Source organism: Cribrihabitans marinus (genome assembly GCF_900109035.1).
Classification (GTDB): Bacteria; Pseudomonadota; Alphaproteobacteria; order Rhodobacterales; family Rhodobacteraceae; genus Cribrihabitans; species Cribrihabitans marinus.
Map to the genome: position 1 here is coordinate 1 of NZ_FNYD01000003.1, position 17,215 is coordinate 17,215.

At 61.5% G+C, this 17,215-nt stretch carries 19 protein-coding genes; 13 read left to right on the forward strand and 6 right to left on the reverse strand.

Annotated elements, in window-relative coordinates:
- Positions 1-349 precede the first annotated feature (349 nt).
- Genes BMX57_RS04910 through BMX57_RS04920 form a run of 3 tightly spaced genes read right to left on the reverse strand, consistent with a single transcriptional unit; the run spans position 350 to position 2,206 of the window.
- Positions 350-1,402 carry a YeeE/YedE family protein gene (locus BMX57_RS04910; protein WP_092363124.1) on the reverse strand — a complete coding sequence of 351 codons (1,053 nt, stop codon included), beginning with the start codon at positions 1,400-1,402 and terminating at the stop codon, positions 350-352.
- A gap of 42 nt (positions 1,403-1,444) precedes the next feature.
- Positions 1,445-1,831: an ArsR/SmtB family transcription factor gene (locus tag BMX57_RS04915; protein ID WP_373283097.1), complete on the reverse strand. Its 387-nt coding sequence runs from the start codon at positions 1,829-1,831 to the stop codon at positions 1,445-1,447.
- 6 nt (positions 1,832-1,837) lie between these two features.
- Positions 1,838-2,206 (reverse strand): hypothetical protein, encoded by a 369-nt coding sequence (locus tag BMX57_RS04920; RefSeq protein ID WP_373283096.1) that lies wholly within the window; start codon positions 2,204-2,206, stop codon positions 1,838-1,840.
- Positions 2,207-2,285: 79 nt separating this feature from the next.
- Here BMX57_RS04920 and BMX57_RS04925 point away from each other — a divergent pair, with 79 nt between their 5' ends.
- From BMX57_RS04925 to hemA, 13 genes are all read left to right on the forward strand, one after another.
- The gene (locus tag BMX57_RS04925; RefSeq protein WP_092363128.1) at positions 2,286-3,026 is read left to right on the forward strand and encodes a cytochrome c biogenesis CcdA family protein; all 741 of its coding nucleotides are present in this window, start codon (positions 2,286-2,288) and stop codon (positions 3,024-3,026) included.
- Between the two features lie 18 nt (positions 3,027-3,044).
- Positions 3,045-3,605 (forward strand): thioredoxin family protein, encoded by a 561-nt coding sequence (locus tag BMX57_RS04930; protein WP_092363130.1) that lies wholly within the window; start codon positions 3,045-3,047, stop codon positions 3,603-3,605.
- A gap of 153 nt (positions 3,606-3,758) precedes the next feature.
- Positions 3,759-4,235, forward strand: coding sequence for a sulfur oxidation c-type cytochrome SoxX (gene soxX, locus BMX57_RS04935; RefSeq protein WP_092363132.1), 477 nt, complete (start codon positions 3,759-3,761; stop codon positions 4,233-4,235).
- A gap of 22 nt (positions 4,236-4,257) precedes the next feature.
- A complete protein-coding gene (gene soxY, locus BMX57_RS04940) occupies positions 4,258-4,680 on the forward strand; it encodes a thiosulfate oxidation carrier protein SoxY (RefSeq protein WP_092363133.1) in 423 nt (140 codons plus the stop codon).
- Between the two features lie 64 nt (positions 4,681-4,744).
- Positions 4,745-5,074, forward strand: a complete 330-nt coding sequence (gene soxZ, locus BMX57_RS04945) for a thiosulfate oxidation carrier complex protein SoxZ (RefSeq protein WP_092363135.1) — start codon at positions 4,745-4,747, stop codon at positions 5,072-5,074.
- A gap of 32 nt (positions 5,075-5,106) precedes the next feature.
- A complete protein-coding gene (gene soxA / locus BMX57_RS04950) occupies positions 5,107-5,940 on the forward strand; it encodes a sulfur oxidation c-type cytochrome SoxA (RefSeq protein ID WP_092363136.1) in 834 nt (277 codons plus the stop codon).
- Between the two features lie 90 nt (positions 5,941-6,030).
- The gene (gene soxB / locus BMX57_RS04955; protein WP_092363138.1) at positions 6,031-7,734 is read left to right on the forward strand and encodes a thiosulfohydrolase SoxB; all 1,704 of its coding nucleotides are present in this window, start codon (positions 6,031-6,033) and stop codon (positions 7,732-7,734) included.
- A gap of 18 nt (positions 7,735-7,752) precedes the next feature.
- Entirely contained in the window at positions 7,753-9,015 is a 1,263-nt protein-coding gene (gene soxC / locus BMX57_RS04960; protein ID WP_092363140.1) for a sulfite dehydrogenase, read from the forward strand.
- Positions 8,999-10,234 (forward strand): c-type cytochrome, encoded by a 1,236-nt coding sequence (locus BMX57_RS04965; RefSeq protein ID WP_092363142.1) that lies wholly within the window; start codon positions 8,999-9,001, stop codon positions 10,232-10,234. The genes soxC and BMX57_RS04965 overlap by 17 nt, the downstream gene beginning before the upstream one ends.
- Before the next feature lie 2 nt (positions 10,235-10,236).
- The gene (locus tag BMX57_RS04970; RefSeq protein WP_143057882.1) at positions 10,237-10,944 is read left to right on the forward strand and encodes a c-type cytochrome; all 708 of its coding nucleotides are present in this window, start codon (positions 10,237-10,239) and stop codon (positions 10,942-10,944) included.
- 25 nt (positions 10,945-10,969) lie between these two features.
- Positions 10,970-12,238 carry an NAD(P)/FAD-dependent oxidoreductase gene (locus tag BMX57_RS04975; RefSeq protein ID WP_092363144.1) on the forward strand — a complete coding sequence of 423 codons (1,269 nt, stop codon included), beginning with the start codon at positions 10,970-10,972 and terminating at the stop codon, positions 12,236-12,238.
- A 79-nt stretch (positions 12,239-12,317) separates the two neighbouring features.
- Positions 12,318-12,746: a DUF302 domain-containing protein gene (locus tag BMX57_RS04980; protein WP_092364289.1), complete on the forward strand. Its 429-nt coding sequence runs from the start codon at positions 12,318-12,320 to the stop codon at positions 12,744-12,746.
- Positions 12,746-13,963: a 5-aminolevulinate synthase gene (gene hemA, locus BMX57_RS04985; RefSeq protein ID WP_092363146.1), complete on the forward strand. Its 1,218-nt coding sequence runs from the start codon at positions 12,746-12,748 to the stop codon at positions 13,961-13,963. The genes BMX57_RS04980 and hemA overlap by 1 nt, the downstream gene beginning before the upstream one ends.
- Positions 13,964-13,968: 5 nt before the next feature.
- On the opposite strand, the gene BMX57_RS04990 is transcribed toward hemA, so the two are convergent.
- The 3 genes from BMX57_RS04990 to BMX57_RS05000 all read right to left on the reverse strand — a co-directional run bounded on the left by BMX57_RS04990 (position 13,969) and on the right by BMX57_RS05000 (position 16,973).
- Complete coding sequence (locus BMX57_RS04990) at positions 13,969-15,033, reverse strand: YeeE/YedE family protein (RefSeq protein ID WP_092363148.1); 1,065 nt, start codon at positions 15,031-15,033, stop codon at positions 13,969-13,971.
- An 81-nt stretch (positions 15,034-15,114) separates the two neighbouring features.
- The gene (locus BMX57_RS04995) at positions 15,115-16,059 is read right to left on the reverse strand and encodes an MBL fold metallo-hydrolase (protein ID WP_177175387.1); all 945 of its coding nucleotides are present in this window, start codon (positions 16,057-16,059) and stop codon (positions 15,115-15,117) included.
- The gene (locus BMX57_RS05000) at positions 16,059-16,973 is read right to left on the reverse strand and encodes an MBL fold metallo-hydrolase (protein ID WP_092363152.1); all 915 of its coding nucleotides are present in this window, start codon (positions 16,971-16,973) and stop codon (positions 16,059-16,061) included. Before BMX57_RS05000 ends, BMX57_RS04995 begins: the two co-directional genes overlap by 1 nt.
- Between the last annotated feature and the right edge of the window lie 242 nt (positions 16,974-17,215).

The following is a 17,215-nucleotide window of genomic DNA, read 5'->3' on the forward strand; positions in this document are numbered from 1 at the left end:
TCGGCGAGGCACCGGGCGCGGGCATCCGCGTCTCGGGTTCGACCCGGGTCATAAGCGGATGAGCTGCGGCGTTCGCGGTCAGGCAATGTGGTCTGCCCCCAATGAGAGGCGGCCAGATGAAGGTCGCATGGTCGGGCTCTGTCCCAACGGCCGCTTCGGTGAACGCAGCGAAATATCCTGCGGCTACCCGACCAGAGAAGCCCTTTGCGGCACATTCCCAAAGGCCTGGAATAGTCACATAGCGTCACCGACAAAGAATCTGGCCATGCAAGGGATAGAGATTTCCAACCAATTGGGAACACAAGAGCTGCATCTAGGCTGGTGTGAGCACGCTTGCTCTTGTTGGCGTCTACTCTGCTGGCGCGAAACCGGTGATCAATTGTTTTAACCCCAATGCGGCGCCTGCGAAGATAGACAGGAAGGTCACCGGTGCACTGAACGCCAAAAGCGAGAAGGCAGAGATGCCTTGGCCGACGCTGCATCCCACGGCAAGGATTGCCCCTGGTCCCATGATTGCGGCACCCATGATTTGCCGTCGCAATTCGCGTGGGTCATCGCAGGCTTCCCAGCGGAAGTGGCCTTTGGAATACGACCCCAATGCGGCGCCGACGACGACACCGAAAACTGATCCGACGCTAAACGACAGCGCGGTGCCAGAGGCCGTCATGGAATAGAAGATCGTGTCGCCAATGGGGGCTACGAAGGTGTGGGTTTCTATTGGCTCGGCTTCAAAACCGGCCATTGCGACCCAATAGGTGCCGATCCAGCCAGAGACAATCGCAAGGCCGACGACAGCGCCCCAGAATAAGTAGCCCGGTGCGCGGCGCATGTCGGACGAGGCCAGCGCCCATGCCAAAAGCGCCCCGCCGACAACGAGCCCGGTCGTGAGGGGGGCGATCCCGAACCCTTCGAACAGTTGTGTGAACCCCTGTGCCGAAGTGGAATCGGACTCGACTGGGAACAGCGTGACCCTGGGACGGGCGAGGGGCCCCGACATTACGAAATATGCGGACAGGCCCATGACCAGTACGATTACAAATGATCGCAAGTCGCCACCGCCCAGCCGAGCAAGCGCGCCGTAGCCGCAATTGCCGCTAAGCGCCATGCCATAGCCGAACATCAGCCCGCCGATGATCGTGCCAGCAGGGTTCCAGACCCGGTCAAGATATGCCGCCTCGGACGCGTCAAACATGCCGAATGACATGGCGACATGCGTGCCGATGACGGCGACACCGATGGCGATGGCCCACATCCGCATGCGTCGGTTATCCGAACCGTAAAGCGCGTCTTCGATCGCACCGAGGGTGCAAAAGCGGCCGATCCGTGCAGCAAGCCCAAGGGCGACCCCGCCGACAAACCCAATCAATGCAACGGCATTGGCTTCTCCAAGCAGTTCAAGCAACTGGGCTTCCTCCCGAAGACCGATCGCTGGCCAGGCGACCGGTCAGTCGTCGTCCCGGCAAAACAGGTCGTAGACGACCTCCATGATTTGCCTGGGTCGATCATCTGTCAAGCTGTAGTAGATCGCCTTGCCATCTCGGCGCGGTTTCACCAGCCCTTCGAGCCGCAATCGGGACAGCTGTTGCGACACAGCGGCCTGGCGGGCGGACAGCAATTCCTCGAGTTCCGTTACCGACTTTTCGCCCGAGGCCAGATGGCACAGGATCATCAAGCGCCCCTCGTGGCTGATCGCCTTGAGGAAGTTCGATGCTTCCTGCGCGTTGCGCATCATCTTTTCCATATCCTCGGTGCACATGCCGGCGTCGAAGACGGGCAGGCGCGACGGTTCATTCATCTGCTGATCCGGTTCACTTGTCATTTCAAGCGTCATAGCGGTCTAGTCCGTATTGTCCAAGGGAATGCCCGCGCGTTCGAACATCATTGTGAGCAGACTCCAGAAGAAATCCTCGCCCGGGTACCCTTCGATGCGGCCCACTTCAGTTCCGTCATGGATCAGGATGAAGGTCGGGGTGAAGCGAACCTTTTGCGCAAAGTCCACATCGGGTGCCGCGCCGTGAAGGTCATAACGTTGCAGCGGTGCGGTCCGGCCCTCTGCAGTTTTGGGATAGATGTGGGAAATCTCCTCGTTCCAGCGCGCGCACCAGGCGCAGCCGGCTTCTTCCGCCATGAGCAGATATGTCTGCGCAAAGGCGGGCAGGGGCAGGACCAGAAGCGCCGTGATCAGCCAGGCATTCAGTGTTTTCACGACCCACTCCAATTGACGCCGCTTCATTCTTCATCATAATCTAATTTGTGAATATCACAAGGCAAGGAACCGCCACGCCGTGTTTGATGTGACATATTTGGGCGCTTTGCTGGCGGGTCTGCTGTCTTTTCTATCGCCCTGCATCCTGCCCATCGTGCCGTTCTACCTGAGCTATCTGGCGGGGGTCAGCATGAACCAGATCTCGGCCGAGGCGGAGATCTCGCGCGCCGTGCGCCTGCGCGCATTTCTGGCGGCGTGCTGCTTTGCGCTGGGGGTGATCACGGTGTTTATCGGGCTGGGCGCGACGGCCACGGCCTTTGGCCAGATGGTGCGCGAATATTTCGACATTCTGCGCTGGGTTGCCGCCGCGATCATCATCGCGATGGGGCTGCATTTTCTGGGCGTTGTGCGCATTGGCATTCTCTACCGCCAATTCCGGGCGGATGCGGGCAGCACGTCGAATGTGGGGTTGCTGGGGGCCTTTGTCATCGGCCTTGCCTTTGCCTTCGGCTGGACACCGTGTGTGGGGCCGGTGCTGGCCGCCATTCTGTTCACGGCGGCAGGGCAGGAGAGTGCGGGGCAGGGGGCGAGCCTGCTGTTTGTCTATGGCCTGGGCATGACGCTGCCCTTCATAGCCGCGGCGCTGTTCATCGGGCCGTTCATGCGGTTCATGGCACGGTTCCGGCGTCACCTTGGTTTGGTTGAAAAGATCATGGGGGCGCTGCTGGTCCTGTTTGGCGTGCTGATCGCCACCAATTCCATCAACTACATCGCGCAATGGATGCTGGAGCACGTGCCGTGGTTCAGCGCCATTGGCTGACATCCACGGGAGGATACCATGTTTCGACGGATTGCACTGCTGACCGCGCTGAGCCTTGGCATTCCCGCGATGGCTGCCGAGCTGGGGGATGACGGGCTGCACAAGGCGCCGTGGATGCGCGACACGTTCAAGGACCTGGCCGAAGATCTGGATGAGGCGAATGCCGAAGGGAAGCGACTGATGATCATCGTGGAACAGCGCGGCTGCATTTATTGCAAGAAGATGCACGAAGAGGTTTTCGTCGTTCCCGAGGTCGCCGGATACATCGAAGACAACTTTTTCGTCGTGCAGATCAACATGTTCGGCGATGTGGAGGTGACCGACTTCGATGGCACGGTGTTGCCCGAAAAGGAAATGGTCAAACGCTGGGGCGCGCTGTTCACGCCCAGCATCTATTTCCTTCCCGAAGAGGTGGCGGACGATGTGATGGCCACGCAGGCCGCCGTGGTCAACATGCCGGGGGCTTTTGGCCGCTGGACCACCTTCAACATGCTGAACTGGGTGGTCGAAAAGGGATATGACGGCGATGAGCCGTTTCAGAAGTACCATGCGCGGAAATTCGCGGAGCAGGCGAACTGAATCATGCTGCAGGCGCGAGGAAAACATTGCGTGTCATGCTGCGCTTGCGAACAGATATAAAAATTCATGTAGTTGAATTTGATATTGCTCAATCATGAATGTGTACGATAGTGTTCCCCCAAGAGCGGACGGGAATCGTCCAAGGGAGGGCACATGAAATACAGAATTGGACTTGGCCTGGCCGCGATACTGGCGGCCACCGCAGCAAGCGCAGAGGCCGTAAAACCGACGCAGGTTGTGTTTGAGGACGGGGCGATTTCCGCGTCGCTGAGCGGGATGCCGGGCGATGCGGCCAATGGCGCGGCCCTGATGAACAAGGGGTCGGGCAACTGCATTGCCTGCCATTCGGTCAGCGCGCTGTCCGACCTGCCGTTCCACGGAGAGGTCGGCCCGCCGCTGGACGGTGCCGGTGACCGCTGGAGCGAGGCGGACCTGCGCGGGATCGTGGCCGACGCCAAGATGATGTTCGACGGCACCGTGATGCCATCGTTCTACAAGACGTCCGGGTTCACCCGCCTTGGCGATGCCTACACCGGCAAGGCCCATGGTGAGGACGAGGTGCAACCCCTGCTGACCGCTCAGGAGATCGAGGACGTCGTGGCGTTCCTTGTGACCCTGAAAGACGAGTAACACGAGAGATCTGGAGCGTTCTATGGAACTGACACGGCGAAAACTGCTCGCACTTGGCTCTGGCGCAATGGCGCTGTCGAGCCTGACCGGCCTTCCGGCCTTTGCCAGCATGATGGATGACGCGATTGCAAAGCTGACGGGCGGCGCGGACCTGGGCGAAGGTGCGGTGACCATCACCGCCCCCGAAATTGCCGAGAACGGCAACACTGTGCCGATCGAGGTATCGGCCCCCGGTGCCGTTGCGATCACGGTTTATGCAGATGGCAACCCGGTGCCCAACGTAGCCACTTTCAAGTTTGGCCCGCTGGCCGCCTCGCGCAGTGCGTCTACACGCATTCGTCTGGCCACCACGCAGAACGTCGTTGCCATCGCGCAGATGGAAGACGGGTCGTTCCAGAAGGCATCGGCCAACGTGAAAGTGACCATCGGCGGCTGCGGCGGCTGATCTGACAATCCGCCCAACCGCGCAGGGCGCGGCATTCGGGCACCATATATTGGAGAGAGAGCAAATGGCCTCCGGAGTAAAACCCCGCGTAAAAGTCCCCAAAACGGCTTCTGCCGGTGACACCGTCACCATCAAGACCCTGATCAGCCACAAGATGGAGAGCGGTCAACGCAAGGACGATGATGGCAACATCATCCCCCGGTCGATCATCAACCGCTTTACCGCCGACTTCAACGGCCAGAACGTGATTGACGTCACGCTGGAGCCTGCGATTTCGACCAACCCGTATTTCCAGTTCGAGGCCATCGTGCCCGAGTCCGGTGAGTTCCAGTTCACCTGGTACGACGATGACGGTGATGTCTACGAGGAAACCAAGAAGATCGAAGTCTCTTGAGAAGACAGGGATCTCGCCAGGGAGGGACACTTATGAACTTGAAACCATGGATGGCAGCCGCCTTTGTCGGGATGGCCGGGGTCGCGATTGCGCAGGATGACAGCACGCTGTCGATTGATGGCGAGGACTTCGTCACTGAAACCGCGGCACCCGCGCATGTGGAGAACCTGAGCACGATCTATTCGGGCTGGCGATTCCGCACGCCCGAGACCCAGGCTCTGCAGGAGGATGACTTTGACAACCCAGCCATGATCTTTGTCGATCAAGGCATGGATCTGTTCAATGCGGTCGATGGGGCTGAGGGCAAGTCCTGCGCCTCATGTCACAAGGGTGGTCCGGAGGAATTCGTCGGCCTGCATGCCACGATGCCCAAGGTTGTCGATGGCAAGCTGATCGTGATGGAAGACCTCATCAATACCCACCGGGTGGAAGTGATGGGGGCCGAGCCTTGGAAGTGGTCCGGTGCCGACATGCAGGCCATGGTCGCCTTGATCGGTCTGCAATCGCGCGGGATGCCCATGGAGGTGGCCATTGACGGCGAAGCCGCCCCATTCTGGGAGAAGGGCAAGGAGATCTACTATACCCGCTACGGTCAGCTCGAGTTGTCGTGCTCCAATTGCCATGAGGACAACTATGGCAACATGATACGGGCCGACCATCTGAGCCAGGGTATGATCAACGGCTTTCCGACCTACCGTCTGAAGCAGGCCAAGCTGATTTCGCGCCACAACCGGTTCCGGGGCTGTATCCGCGACACACGGGCCGAGACCTTTGCCGAAGGATCCGACGAGTTCAAGGCGCTGGAGCTTTACGTCGCAAGCCGTGCCAACGGGCTGGATGTCGAAACACCCGCCGTCAGGCAGTAAACCGGATCAAGGGGCGTGCCTGCGGGTGGCGCCCCTTTTTTCGACGTATATAAATTCACATATACGCATATGTAATGAGGGGCTGATCACATGATCTCGCGCAGGGACTTTCTTCAGGTTGGGATGGCGGCGTCCGCACTGTTGGGCACATCCGGCTTTGGCAACTGGGCGCGGCTTGCGGCGCAACAGAGGCTGACGCAGGACCAGCTTCTGCAGTTTGAAACGTTCGGGAACGTGTCGCTGATCCATGTCACGGATATTCATGCGCAGCTGAAGCCGATCTATTTCCGCGAACCATCGGTGAATATCGGGGTGGGCGGCAACAAGGGGGCCGTGCCGCATGTCACGGGGGCGGAGTTCCGCAAGCTCTACGGCATCGAGGATGGATCACCTTCGCACTACGCGCTGAGTTCGGGTGATTTTGCGTCGCTTGCCCAGGCCTATGGCCGGGTGGGCGGCATGGATCGTGTGGCGACCGTGATCAAGGCGATCCGCGCGGACCGGCCTGACGCGATCCTGCTTGATGGTGGGGACACGTGGCATGGCTCCTACACCTGTCTGAAGACGGAGGGGCAGGACATGGTCAACGTCATGAACGCGCTGGAACCGGACGCGATGACCTTCCACTGGGAGTTTACGCTAGGGTCGGACCGCGTGAAGGAACTGGTCGAAAGCCTGCCCTTTGCCGCCCTTGGTCAGAACATCTTTGACGCCGAGTGGGACGAGCCCACGGAGATTTTCCCGCCCTACAAGATGTTCGAGCGGGGCGGCACCAAGATTGCCGTGATCGGGCAGGCGTTTCCCTACATGCCCATCGCAAACCCGGGCTGGATGTTCCCCGAATATGCGTTCGGCATCCGGGACGAGAATATGCAGGCGATGGTCGACGAGGTCCGTGCGGCCGGTGCGGAGTGCGTTGTCGTCCTGAGCCACAACGGCTTTGACGTCGACAAGAAGATGGCCACCGTTGTCAGCGGAATTGATGTCATCCTGTCGGGCCACACGCATGATGCGTTGCCCGAACCCGCAGTGTCAGGCGAGACGCTGATTTTTCCGTCGGGATCCAACGGGAAGTTCGTGACGCGCATTGACCTTGATATCCGCGACGGTCGGATGATGGGCTACCGGTCGAAACTGATCCCGATCTTCTCTGACGTTATTTCTCCAGACGCTGATATGACGGCGCTGATCGATGAGCAGCGCGCGCCGTTTGAGGCGGACATGGCAGAGGTGATCGGGCAGACCGACAGCCTTCTCTACCGTCGCGGAAATTTCAACGGCACGTGGGATGATCTGATCTGCGACGCGTTGTTGGCCGAGCGCGACGCCGAGATTGCGCTGAGCCCCGGCGTGCGCTGGGGGCCGTCGCTGATCCCCGGTCAGGACATCACGCGCGAGGATATCTTCAACGTCACGTCTATGACCTATGGCAAGGCGTATCGCACGGAAATGACGGGTGAATTCCTGAAAGTCGTGCTGGAGGATGTGGCCGACAACATCTTCAACCCCGACCCCTATTACCAGCAGGGCGGGGACATGGTGCGGACGGGCGGCCTCGGCTACCACATCGACGTGCGCGAACCCCAGGGCAGCCGCATCGGCAACATGACATTGCTGAACACGGGCGAGCCGATTGATCCCGCGCGCAACTACGTGGTGGCCGGCTGGGCGTCGGTCAATGAGGACACGGAGGGGCCGCAGATCTGGGACGTGGTGGAAAGCCATATCGCAAAGATGGGCACCGTGACCGTCAATCGAGACAATAACAACAGCGTCGTCGTGACCGGCGTTTAACGAGGGGGAGTGTCAGACATGGATGATACGTTCAAACCATCCCGGCGGGCCTTCCTGCGCGGCTCTGCCGCTGTGGCGGCGGGGTCTGTGGCGGGGGCGGCTGCGGCCACCGGGCCTGATCCGCTGATCACTGAATTGCAGGACTGGACCAGCTATACCGGCGTCGGCGTGGATGAGACGCCATACGGCATGCCCATCAGTTTCGAGAGCCACGTTGTGCGCCGGAACGTCGAATGGCTGACGGCCTCGCCCATCTCGTCCATCAACTTCACGCCGATCCATGCGCTTGAGGGGACCATCACACCACAGGGCTGTGCGTTTGAACGCCACCATTCGGGTGCCATCGAGTTGGCGAAGCCCGATTATCGGTTGATGATCAATGGGCTGGTAGACCAGCCGCTGGTGTTCACCTATGACGATCTGGAACGCTTCCCGCGGGAAAACCACGTCTATTTCTGCGAATGCGCCGCCAACACCGGGATGGAGTGGGCGGGTGCGCAGCTGAACGGCGTGCAGTTCACTCACGGCATGATCCACAACATGGAATATACCGGCGTGCCCCTGCGCATCCTGCTGAACGAAGCGGGTGCCGACATGTCCGCGGACAAGTGGGTCTACGTCGAGGGGGCAGACGCGTCGTCGAACGGGCGGTCCATCCCGATGGAGAAGGCGTTGGACGACGTGCTGGTCGCCTTCAAGGCCAATGGCGAGGCGCTGCGCATGGAGCATGGATATCCCGTGCGCCTTGTGGTGCCGGGATGGGAAGGGAACATGTGGGTCAAGTGGCTGCGCCGCATCGAAGTGACCGACATGGCCGTGGAAAGCCGCGAGGAAACCAGCAAGTACACCGACGTGCTGGAGGATGGCACCGCGCGCAAATGGACGTGGGAGATGGACGCGAAATCGGTCATCACCTCGCCCAGCCCGCAGATGCCGATCAAACATGGCGCTGGCCCGCTGGTCATTTCGGGTTTGGCCTGGTCCGGTCATGGCAAGATCGCCCGCGTGGACGTGTCCAAGGACGGCGGTATCACCTGGGAGACCGCGCGTCTCGGCAAGCAGGGCGACACAAAGGCACTGACCCGGTTCTACCTGGATATGGAGTGGGATGGCGCGCCGATGCTGCTGCAATCCCGCGCGATGGACGACACCGGTTATGTCCAGCCGACCAAGGAGCAGCTGCGCGAGAAACGCGGCGAGAACTCCGTCTACCACAACAACTGCATCCAGACCTGGTATGTGAATTCACAAGGGATCGCCGAGAATGTCGAAGTCTCCTAATCTCTTCATCCCCGCAATTGGAAGTTCGGCTCTCGTCCTCTGGACGGCCTTTGCTCTGATGGACCGCGACCAGGTGGCTGGCGGGGTCGACACGCTCGAAACCCAAATCGGACAGGTGTCGGCGACGACCACCGCAGCAACCCTTGTGGCCGGCGGAACACCCGCCGAGCCTGCCCCGCAGATCGACAAGCGCTACGGTTTGGGTCGCGCCGCACATCCCGAAGAGATTGCCGCCTGGGACGTGGACATCCTGCCCGATGGGCGTGGTCTGCCAGAGGGAAGTGGTGACGTCTGGACCGGCGAAGAGGTCTATGTCGACTATTGCGCCTCCTGCCACGGCGATTTTGCAGAAGGGGTGGACAACTGGCCCGTGCTTGCGGGCGGGTTCGACACGCTGGGGAACAAGGATCCTGTCAAGACGGTCGGCAGCTACTGGCCCTATCTGTCGACGGTCTGGGACTATGTTCACCGCTCCATGCCCTTTGGCGCGGCAGGGACGCTGACGGTTGATGAGACATACGCCATCGTTGCCTACCTCCTTTATTCCAACGACATGGTGGACGACGACTTTGTGCTGAGCCGCGAGACGTTCACGGATGTCCAGATGCACAATGCCGACGGCTTCGTTGTCGATGACCGGGCCGAGGCCGAATACGCCGAATGGCGCGCCGAGCCGTGCATGGAGAATTGCAAGGACACGGTTGAGATCACCATGCGGTCGGTCTTTCTGGTCGAGACACCGCCCGAGGGTGGGTCGAATTCTGTGATGAATCCGGCCAAGGTCGAAGGGTTGCCGTCCTTCACCGCTGAGGGGCCGTCCTTTATTCCGGTCGCGGCGCCAAAGGCTGCGGAGGCGCCCGCGCCCGAGACAGCGGAGGTGGCGGCGGCAAGCGACGGTGATGCGTTGCTGGAACATGGGGAAAAGGTGTTCCGCAAATGCTCCGCCTGCCATGCGGTGGGTGACGGGGCCAGGAACAAGGTGGGTCCACACCTGAACGGCATCATGGGGCGCACCATGGGATCGGTCGAGGGATTCAAATACTCGGACGGTTTTGCCGATGCGAACGCCGAGGGAAAGGTGTGGACGACCGAGGAGATGGTCGCGTTCCTGGCGAAGCCCAAGTCCTACATGAAAGGCACAAAGATGGTCTTTGCCGGGCTGAAGAAGGACGAAGATCTGGAAGCCATCACCGCCTATCTCGCGAGCTTTTCGGAATAGCCGTGGTGCGCGCCCTGCGATCCCTTTTGCCATTGGCCCTGACCGGGCTGACGGCGTTGTCCGGCCATGCCGATACCGGTGACGCCCAGGCGGGGGAAAAGGTGTTTCAGCAATGCAAGGGCTGCCATCAGGTCGGGGCCGGGGCCACGCACCGGATCGGCCCGCATCTGAACGGCCTGTTCGGGCGCAAGGCGGCCAGTCTGGACGACTTCGAGTATTCCAAGAGCTTTGAGCGCGCGGGTGCCGGCGGGCTGGAATGGCACGCCGAAACGCTGGACGTTTTCCTTGAAAACCCGCGCGCCATAACCAGCGGCACGCGGATGAGCTTTCGCGGGGTGAAGGACGCACAGGATCGGGCGCATCTGATCGTGTATCTGCGCCAGTTCTCGGACAACCCCGCCGACATTCCAGAGGCGGACCCGACGGCGCAGGCCGTGGATCATGACCTTGACCCCGCCATCCTCGCCCTGACGGGCGACCCGGAATACGGCGCGTATCTGAGCGGTGAATGCACCACCTGCCATCAGACGGGGGGCAGTGACGAGGGCATTCCTTCCATCACGTTCTGGCCCGAGGATCAGTTCGTGGTGGCCATGCATGCCTACAAGAACAAGCAACGCAACCATCCGGTCATGCAGATGATTGCAGGCCGGTTGGGAGACGAGGAGATCGCAGCACTCGCGGCGTATTTCAAGGACCTCGAGAACTGAGGTCATCATCGGGAGGAGATTTATTGTGACCTTCAACAGGCGGACTTTTCTTGGAGCATCTGCGGTGGTGGCGGCCGGCCTTGCCGCACCGATGGTGCGCGCGCAGGGCAAACCGCGCGTCGTCGTGATCGGCGGCGGGGCAGGGGGCGCGACCGCCGCGCGCTATATCGCCAAGGACAGCAAGGGCGAGGTCGATGTGACCCTGATCGAACCGACGCGCACCTACTACACCTGTTTCTTCTCCAATCTCTATCTGGGCGGCTTCAAGGAGATGGACGATCTGGGCCATACCTATGGCGGTCTGGCCGCAGGTGGCGTGAATGTCGTGCATGACTGGGCCGTAGGCGTCGATCGTGATGCCAGGACCGTCAGCCTCGCGGGTGGGGCAAGCTTGCCATATGACAAGCTGATTCTGTCGCCCGGTATCGACTTTGTCGATGGTGCGGTCGAGGGCTGGGACCTGAGCGCGCAGAACGCGATGCCGCATGCCTACAAGGGCGGATCGCAGACCGAGTTGCTGAAGGCGCAGCTGAAGGCGATGCCCGAGGGCGGCACCTTTGCCATGGTGGCGCCGCCGAATCCCTATCGCTGCCCGCCCGGACCATACGAGCGCGTATCCATGGTGGCGCATTACCTGAAAGCCAACAACCCGACGGCCAAGATCATCGTGGCCGATCCCAAGGCGAAATTCTCGAAAATGGCGCTGTTTCAGGAAGGGTGGAACAACCACTATTCGGGAATGGTCGACTGGATCGGGGAAGATTTTGGCGGCGGGAACGTGTCCGTGGATCCCGCAGCCATGACCGTGACCATTGACGGCGAGGAAACCAAGGTCGATGTCTGCAATGTCATCCCCGCGATGAAGGCGGGCCGCATCGCGGAACTGGCTGGCGTGACCGATGGCAACTGGGCCCCGGTGAACGCCGCCGACATGTCCAGCAAGGCCGACCCGGACATCCATGTGCTGGGCGACGCGAGCCAGCAGGGTGACATGCCGAAATCGGGCTTCTCCGCCAACAGTCAGGCCAAGGTCTGCGCCAACGCGGTACGCGGTGCGCTGACCGGGTCCAAGGTGTTCCCGGCCAAATTCTCGAACACCTGCTGGTCGCTGATCGACGCCGATGACGGCGTCAAGGTTGGGGCCACCTACGAGGCGACCGAAGAGAAGATTGCCAAGGTCGACGGCTTCATCTCGCAAACCGGTGAATCCTCGGACGTGCGCAAGGCCACCTACGAGGAATCCGAAGGCTGGTACGCAGGCATCACCGCCGACATGTTCGGCGCATCTGTCTGAGACCACGGCGGGGCCTTGCCGTTTCTCAAGGCCCCGCCCTCACACGCATGCAATTCTGCGGCATGATCAGGAGGATATGATGAAACAGACCATTCTTGCCATTTTGCTGGGCCTTGGCAGCGCTGCCCATGCCGAAACCGCAATCACAGTGCCCTTCGACGGCAGTTTCGACGACGCCGCCTTTGCCGTGGAAAGCGCGATTGTCGGCAAGGGCCTTGTCATCGACTATGTAAGCCACACCGGCGAGATGCTGAATCGTACCGGAGCGGATGTCGGCAGTGATGCCGAGCTGTTCAAGGAGGCGGATATCTTCATCTTCTGCTCGGCCGTGGTATCGCGCGAGGTGATGGAAGCCGACCCGATGAACATCGCGCATTGCCCCTATGGCATCTTTGTCGCCGAAAACGCCGAGGGTGTCATGATCGGCTATCGTGAATACCCCGCAGGCGAGATGCAGAAGGTGCAGGCCTTGCTGGCCGACATCGTCGCGGACGCTGTGGAGAATTGATGAACTACACCGATTTTTTCCGATCCGAGCTGGACGCGCTTCGCGACAGCGGCAATTACCGTAACTTTGCAGAGCTTGAACGCCACTGCGGGGCCTTTCCCTCGGCCACATGCCACAATGGTCCGGGTGAGGTGACGATCTGGTGTTCGAACGACTATCTGGGCATGGGCCAGCACCCGCTTGTGCTGGACGCGATGCACGCAGCCCTTGATCGTACTGGAGCCGGAGCCGGGGGGACGCGCAACATCTCGGGCACCACACATGACCACGTTCGGCTTGAGGCGGAACTGGCTGATCTGCATGGGAAAGAGGCGGCGCTATTGTTCACGTCCGGTTACGTGTCGAACTGGGCGGCCCTGGGCACGTTGGGTGCGCGCATTCCCGGGCTGACCATCCTCTCGGATGCGCTCAACCATGCGTCGATGATTGAAGGCATCCGGCATTCCAAGGCCGCGCGCGTGATCTGGAAACACAACGATCAGGCCGATCTGGAGGCGAAACTGGCCTGCCTTCCGGCCAACGCGCCCAAGCTGATCGCCTTCGAGAGCGTCTATTCCATGGACGGCGACATCGCCCCCATTGCCGAGATCTGCGATCTGGCCGACCGCTACAACGCGATGACCTATCTGGATGAGGTGCATGCCGTGGGCCTTTACGGCCCGCGCGGCGGAGGCGTGGCCGAGCGCGAAGGGGTGATGGACCGGCTAACCGTCATCGAGGGGACGTTGGGCAAGGCCTTTGGCGTCATGGGCGGGTATATCGCCGCGTCGACCGAGCTGTGCGATTTCGTGCGATCCTTTGCCAGCGGGTTCATCTTTACCACCGCTTTGCCGCCTGCGGTTGCGGCAGGGGCTGCGGCGTCGATCCGGCATCTGAAGGCCAGCGGGGCCGAGCGTGAGGCCCAGCAGGCGCGGGTGGCGCAGGTGCGGGCGCGGCTGGATCAGATCGGCCTGCCCCATATCGACAATCCCAGCCATATCATTCCGGTGATGGTGGGCGATCCGGTCAAGTGCAAGTTCATCTCGGACACGCTGTTGCGCGACTACGGGATCTATATCCAGCCGATCAACTATCCCACTGTACCCAAATGGACCGAGCGCCTGCGCATCACGCCGTCGCCCGTGCACAGCGATGCGGATGTGGCCCAGCTGGTGGCCGCGCTGGAAAAGTTGTGGACCCAATGCCAGTTGGCGCGACGTCCGCTGGCGGCGCAGTAGGCGTCTCAGGCTGATTGTACCAGTTGCGGGCGTGATGACATCCAGCGATGGGTGATCATCGCCCCCACCCACATGCAGAACACGGCCACCCAAGCAGTCAGCGCCATGATGGACCCGCCCGCCATGCCCGCGCCAACGGCGCAGCCGCCCGCAAGCATGCTGCCAAAGCCCATGAGAACCCCGCCGACCAGATATCGCTCCATCGGGGTGTCGGCGTCAAAACGCTGAACGCGCGCCTCGCCCTTGATCAGTGCGGTCAGAAGGGCGCCGATGAACACACCGGGCACGAGGCCGAGACCAAAGCTGGGAATGACATCGGGAGCTGTGACCAGCGCCATGAGTGTGTCGGTGGAGGGCCCGGTGAAGGTGACGGACTGCACCGCGATCACTTCGAAAGACACCTGGGCGATGAGGTAGGTCACCAGCCAGCCCACGAAGACCGCAACGCCGACAAGGGTTGCCGCTGCAAGCTCGGTCACGGGCACACGGTGGACGCGACCGAAAACCAGTGCCCCCACGAAGGCAAGTGCCGCAAAGGTGGTCAGCACGGGCACTCCCATGCCCAGCATCCCCATCACGCTACGCGCGGACCCGCCCGGCACCGTCCACAGGAGCGCAAGTGTTTCGCGTAGCGGCGAAAGCACACCGCTGAGTGCGGCCTGTGCCACGATCGTGACGACAAGCCCGGTCACGATGGCCCGCAGGTTCCCGGTGGCCGACAGGACCAGCAGCCGGCTGACGCAGCCGCGGGCAAGGATCATCCCCGCACCGAACATCAGCCCGCCGATGATCGCGCCCGACAAGCTGCCCGTGGCGGCCAGCTGGCGCGCGTCACTGGTGTCCAGCGCGCCGGTCAGGATGGTGGCCTGCACCGTGACGAGTGCGGCAAAGAACGCCACCAGCCAGATGGCGAGGCGGGGGCCGGGCTGGCCTTCGGATACCTCGACCGTGGCGGCACGCAGGCAGAATTTGGAATGCAGGGCGGCCGCGCCGAACAGCAGACCCACAAAGACGCCAGCCGCGCACATCACCGCCGGGTCACCGAAACGGTCAATCAGGGCTTCCAGCACAGTGCGCTCCTGAGGTCATCGTTCTGTGGGTTATGCGCCCGCCTCGGGCCGTGCGCGTTGACCCGGCGCAAAAAGACGCGGTCATTCGAATTCCATCTGTTCATAGACGCGGCCCGCGTTCTTGGTCGCCAGCTCTTCGAATGTATCAAGGTGGGCGTAGGGCGACTGATCGACGTAGTACGCATCGGCCAGATCACCGCCTGCATCCAGATGCGCACCGACCTGCTCGCGCAGGTAGACAAGGTAGTCGCGCGTATAACGGCGCACCTGATCCATGTTGGTGGGATGGCCGTGGCCGGGGATCACGTAGGTGGCGTTCAGCGCCTCGAAACAGCATTCCCACGTGTCGATCCAGTCTGCTGTTATCGTGTCGGCAAAGATCGGCAGCATGCGCTCGTGAAACGCCATGTCGCCCGCGATCACGAGGCTTTGCTCCGGCAGCCAGACCTGGGTGTCGCCTGGGCCGTGGGCAGGGCCAAGGTGCAAGACCTCGATGCTGAAATCGCCCATTTCGATGACTTCGCGGTCTTCGAAGGTGCGTGTGGGCGGCGCGACGAAAGTGCCTTCGGCCTTGTCGCGGTTGTAGCCTTTCATGCCCTCAAGAATTCGGTGACCGTTTTCTTCGATCTCGTGCGCGGCGTCGACATGGGCGAGGATCGGCACGCCCTGTTCGGCCCAGTAGGAATTGCCAAGCATCGCGTGGCCTTGCCCGTTTTCGTCGATGACGAGCTTCACGGGCTGGTCGGTGATCGTCTTGATCTCGTCATGCAGTGCCTTGGCCAACAGGTAGGCGGCACCGCCGTTGATCACGATCACGCCGTCGCCCGTCACGATGAAGCTCAGGTTGTTGTTGTGCCCGCTGTTCTCATGGGTCGGCGGAGCGGTGGCCCCGATGGCGGACCAGACATGCGGGATCACCTCGACCGGTTTGGAGTAGAGCATCGAACCGGGGTACTGGTCCGCGATTTCCTCGCTTGCGAGGGCGGGCAGGGCGACGAGCGCGCCGAAGATTGCAAGCCACCGCATCATGTGTCACCCGGCACGAATACGTACCCCTCTGCACCCTTGTCCACGCGGCCCAAGCCGCCTCGCGGCAAGTGAAAGCCGACGATCCGCATCTGCTCGGACATGATGCGGTCAAACAGAACCTTGCGCGTGGCAGCCGCCATATCGCCGTCCTGATCCGACCCGCTGATCCAGCCAGGCTTGCGAAAAGCCACGTGGTGATTGCCGATGGCGTCCCCGATCACCAGTGCGCTATCGGACTCGTTGCGCACCTCGAAACTCATGTGGCCGGGCGTGTGACCGGGGGTTGGCACGGCCGAGATGCCGGGCAGGATCTCTTGCCCATCGTCGAAGAGCTGCACGCTGTCCTCGATCACTTCCATCCGGCGCCTGGCCCCCACGGCAAAGGCAGCGCGCGCGTCACCTATGGTGTCGACGGTGTCGGGATCCCACCAGTAATTCCATTCGTCGCGGCCCATCATGTAGGTGGCGTCGGGGAACAGCGGTTCGTCGAACTCGTCCAGCAGCCCCCAGATGTGATCGGGATGGGCGTGGGTGAACACGACATGGGTAATGTCCTCGGGCGCGCGGCCGGCCGCGTCCAGGCTGTCGAGAATGGTGCCTGCTGTCGGCATGAAGTCGGGCCCTGAGCCCACGTCAAAGAGCACGGTGTTCGTGCCATCGCGGTAGAGTGCGAGGTTGCATTCGGGCGTCAGCCGCTCGTCCGAAATGCCGTAGTCCATCAGGATCGGTGCCAGTTCGTCCTTGGGCATGGGTTCAAAGATGAAACTGCCGGGCAGCATCAGGCTGCCGTCGCTGACGGTTGTCAGGGTCGCTGATCCAAGGGAAATCTCTGCGGTCGCCAAGCGGGGCCAGGACCCGGCAAGAGGCACGGCGGCAGCTGTTTGCAAAAATCTGCGGCGTGACAACGACATGGTTACCCTCCCAATAAATTCTTGTATGCGAATATGAATGTATTTCCATCTCGGCGCAAGGATTTGTACGGTGCGCGCAGCGCAAGGTGCATAGGTCAGGTGTCAGGACTTGAATCCGACATAAGGTGCGAGAGACGGTGATCGACATCGGGTCAAACACCCGGACAGTTTCACGAATGCCCAGGTCAAAGGCCTAGGGGCTTGCCGAGCCTTCGAGCCGCGCCCATTTGCATCGAGGCACA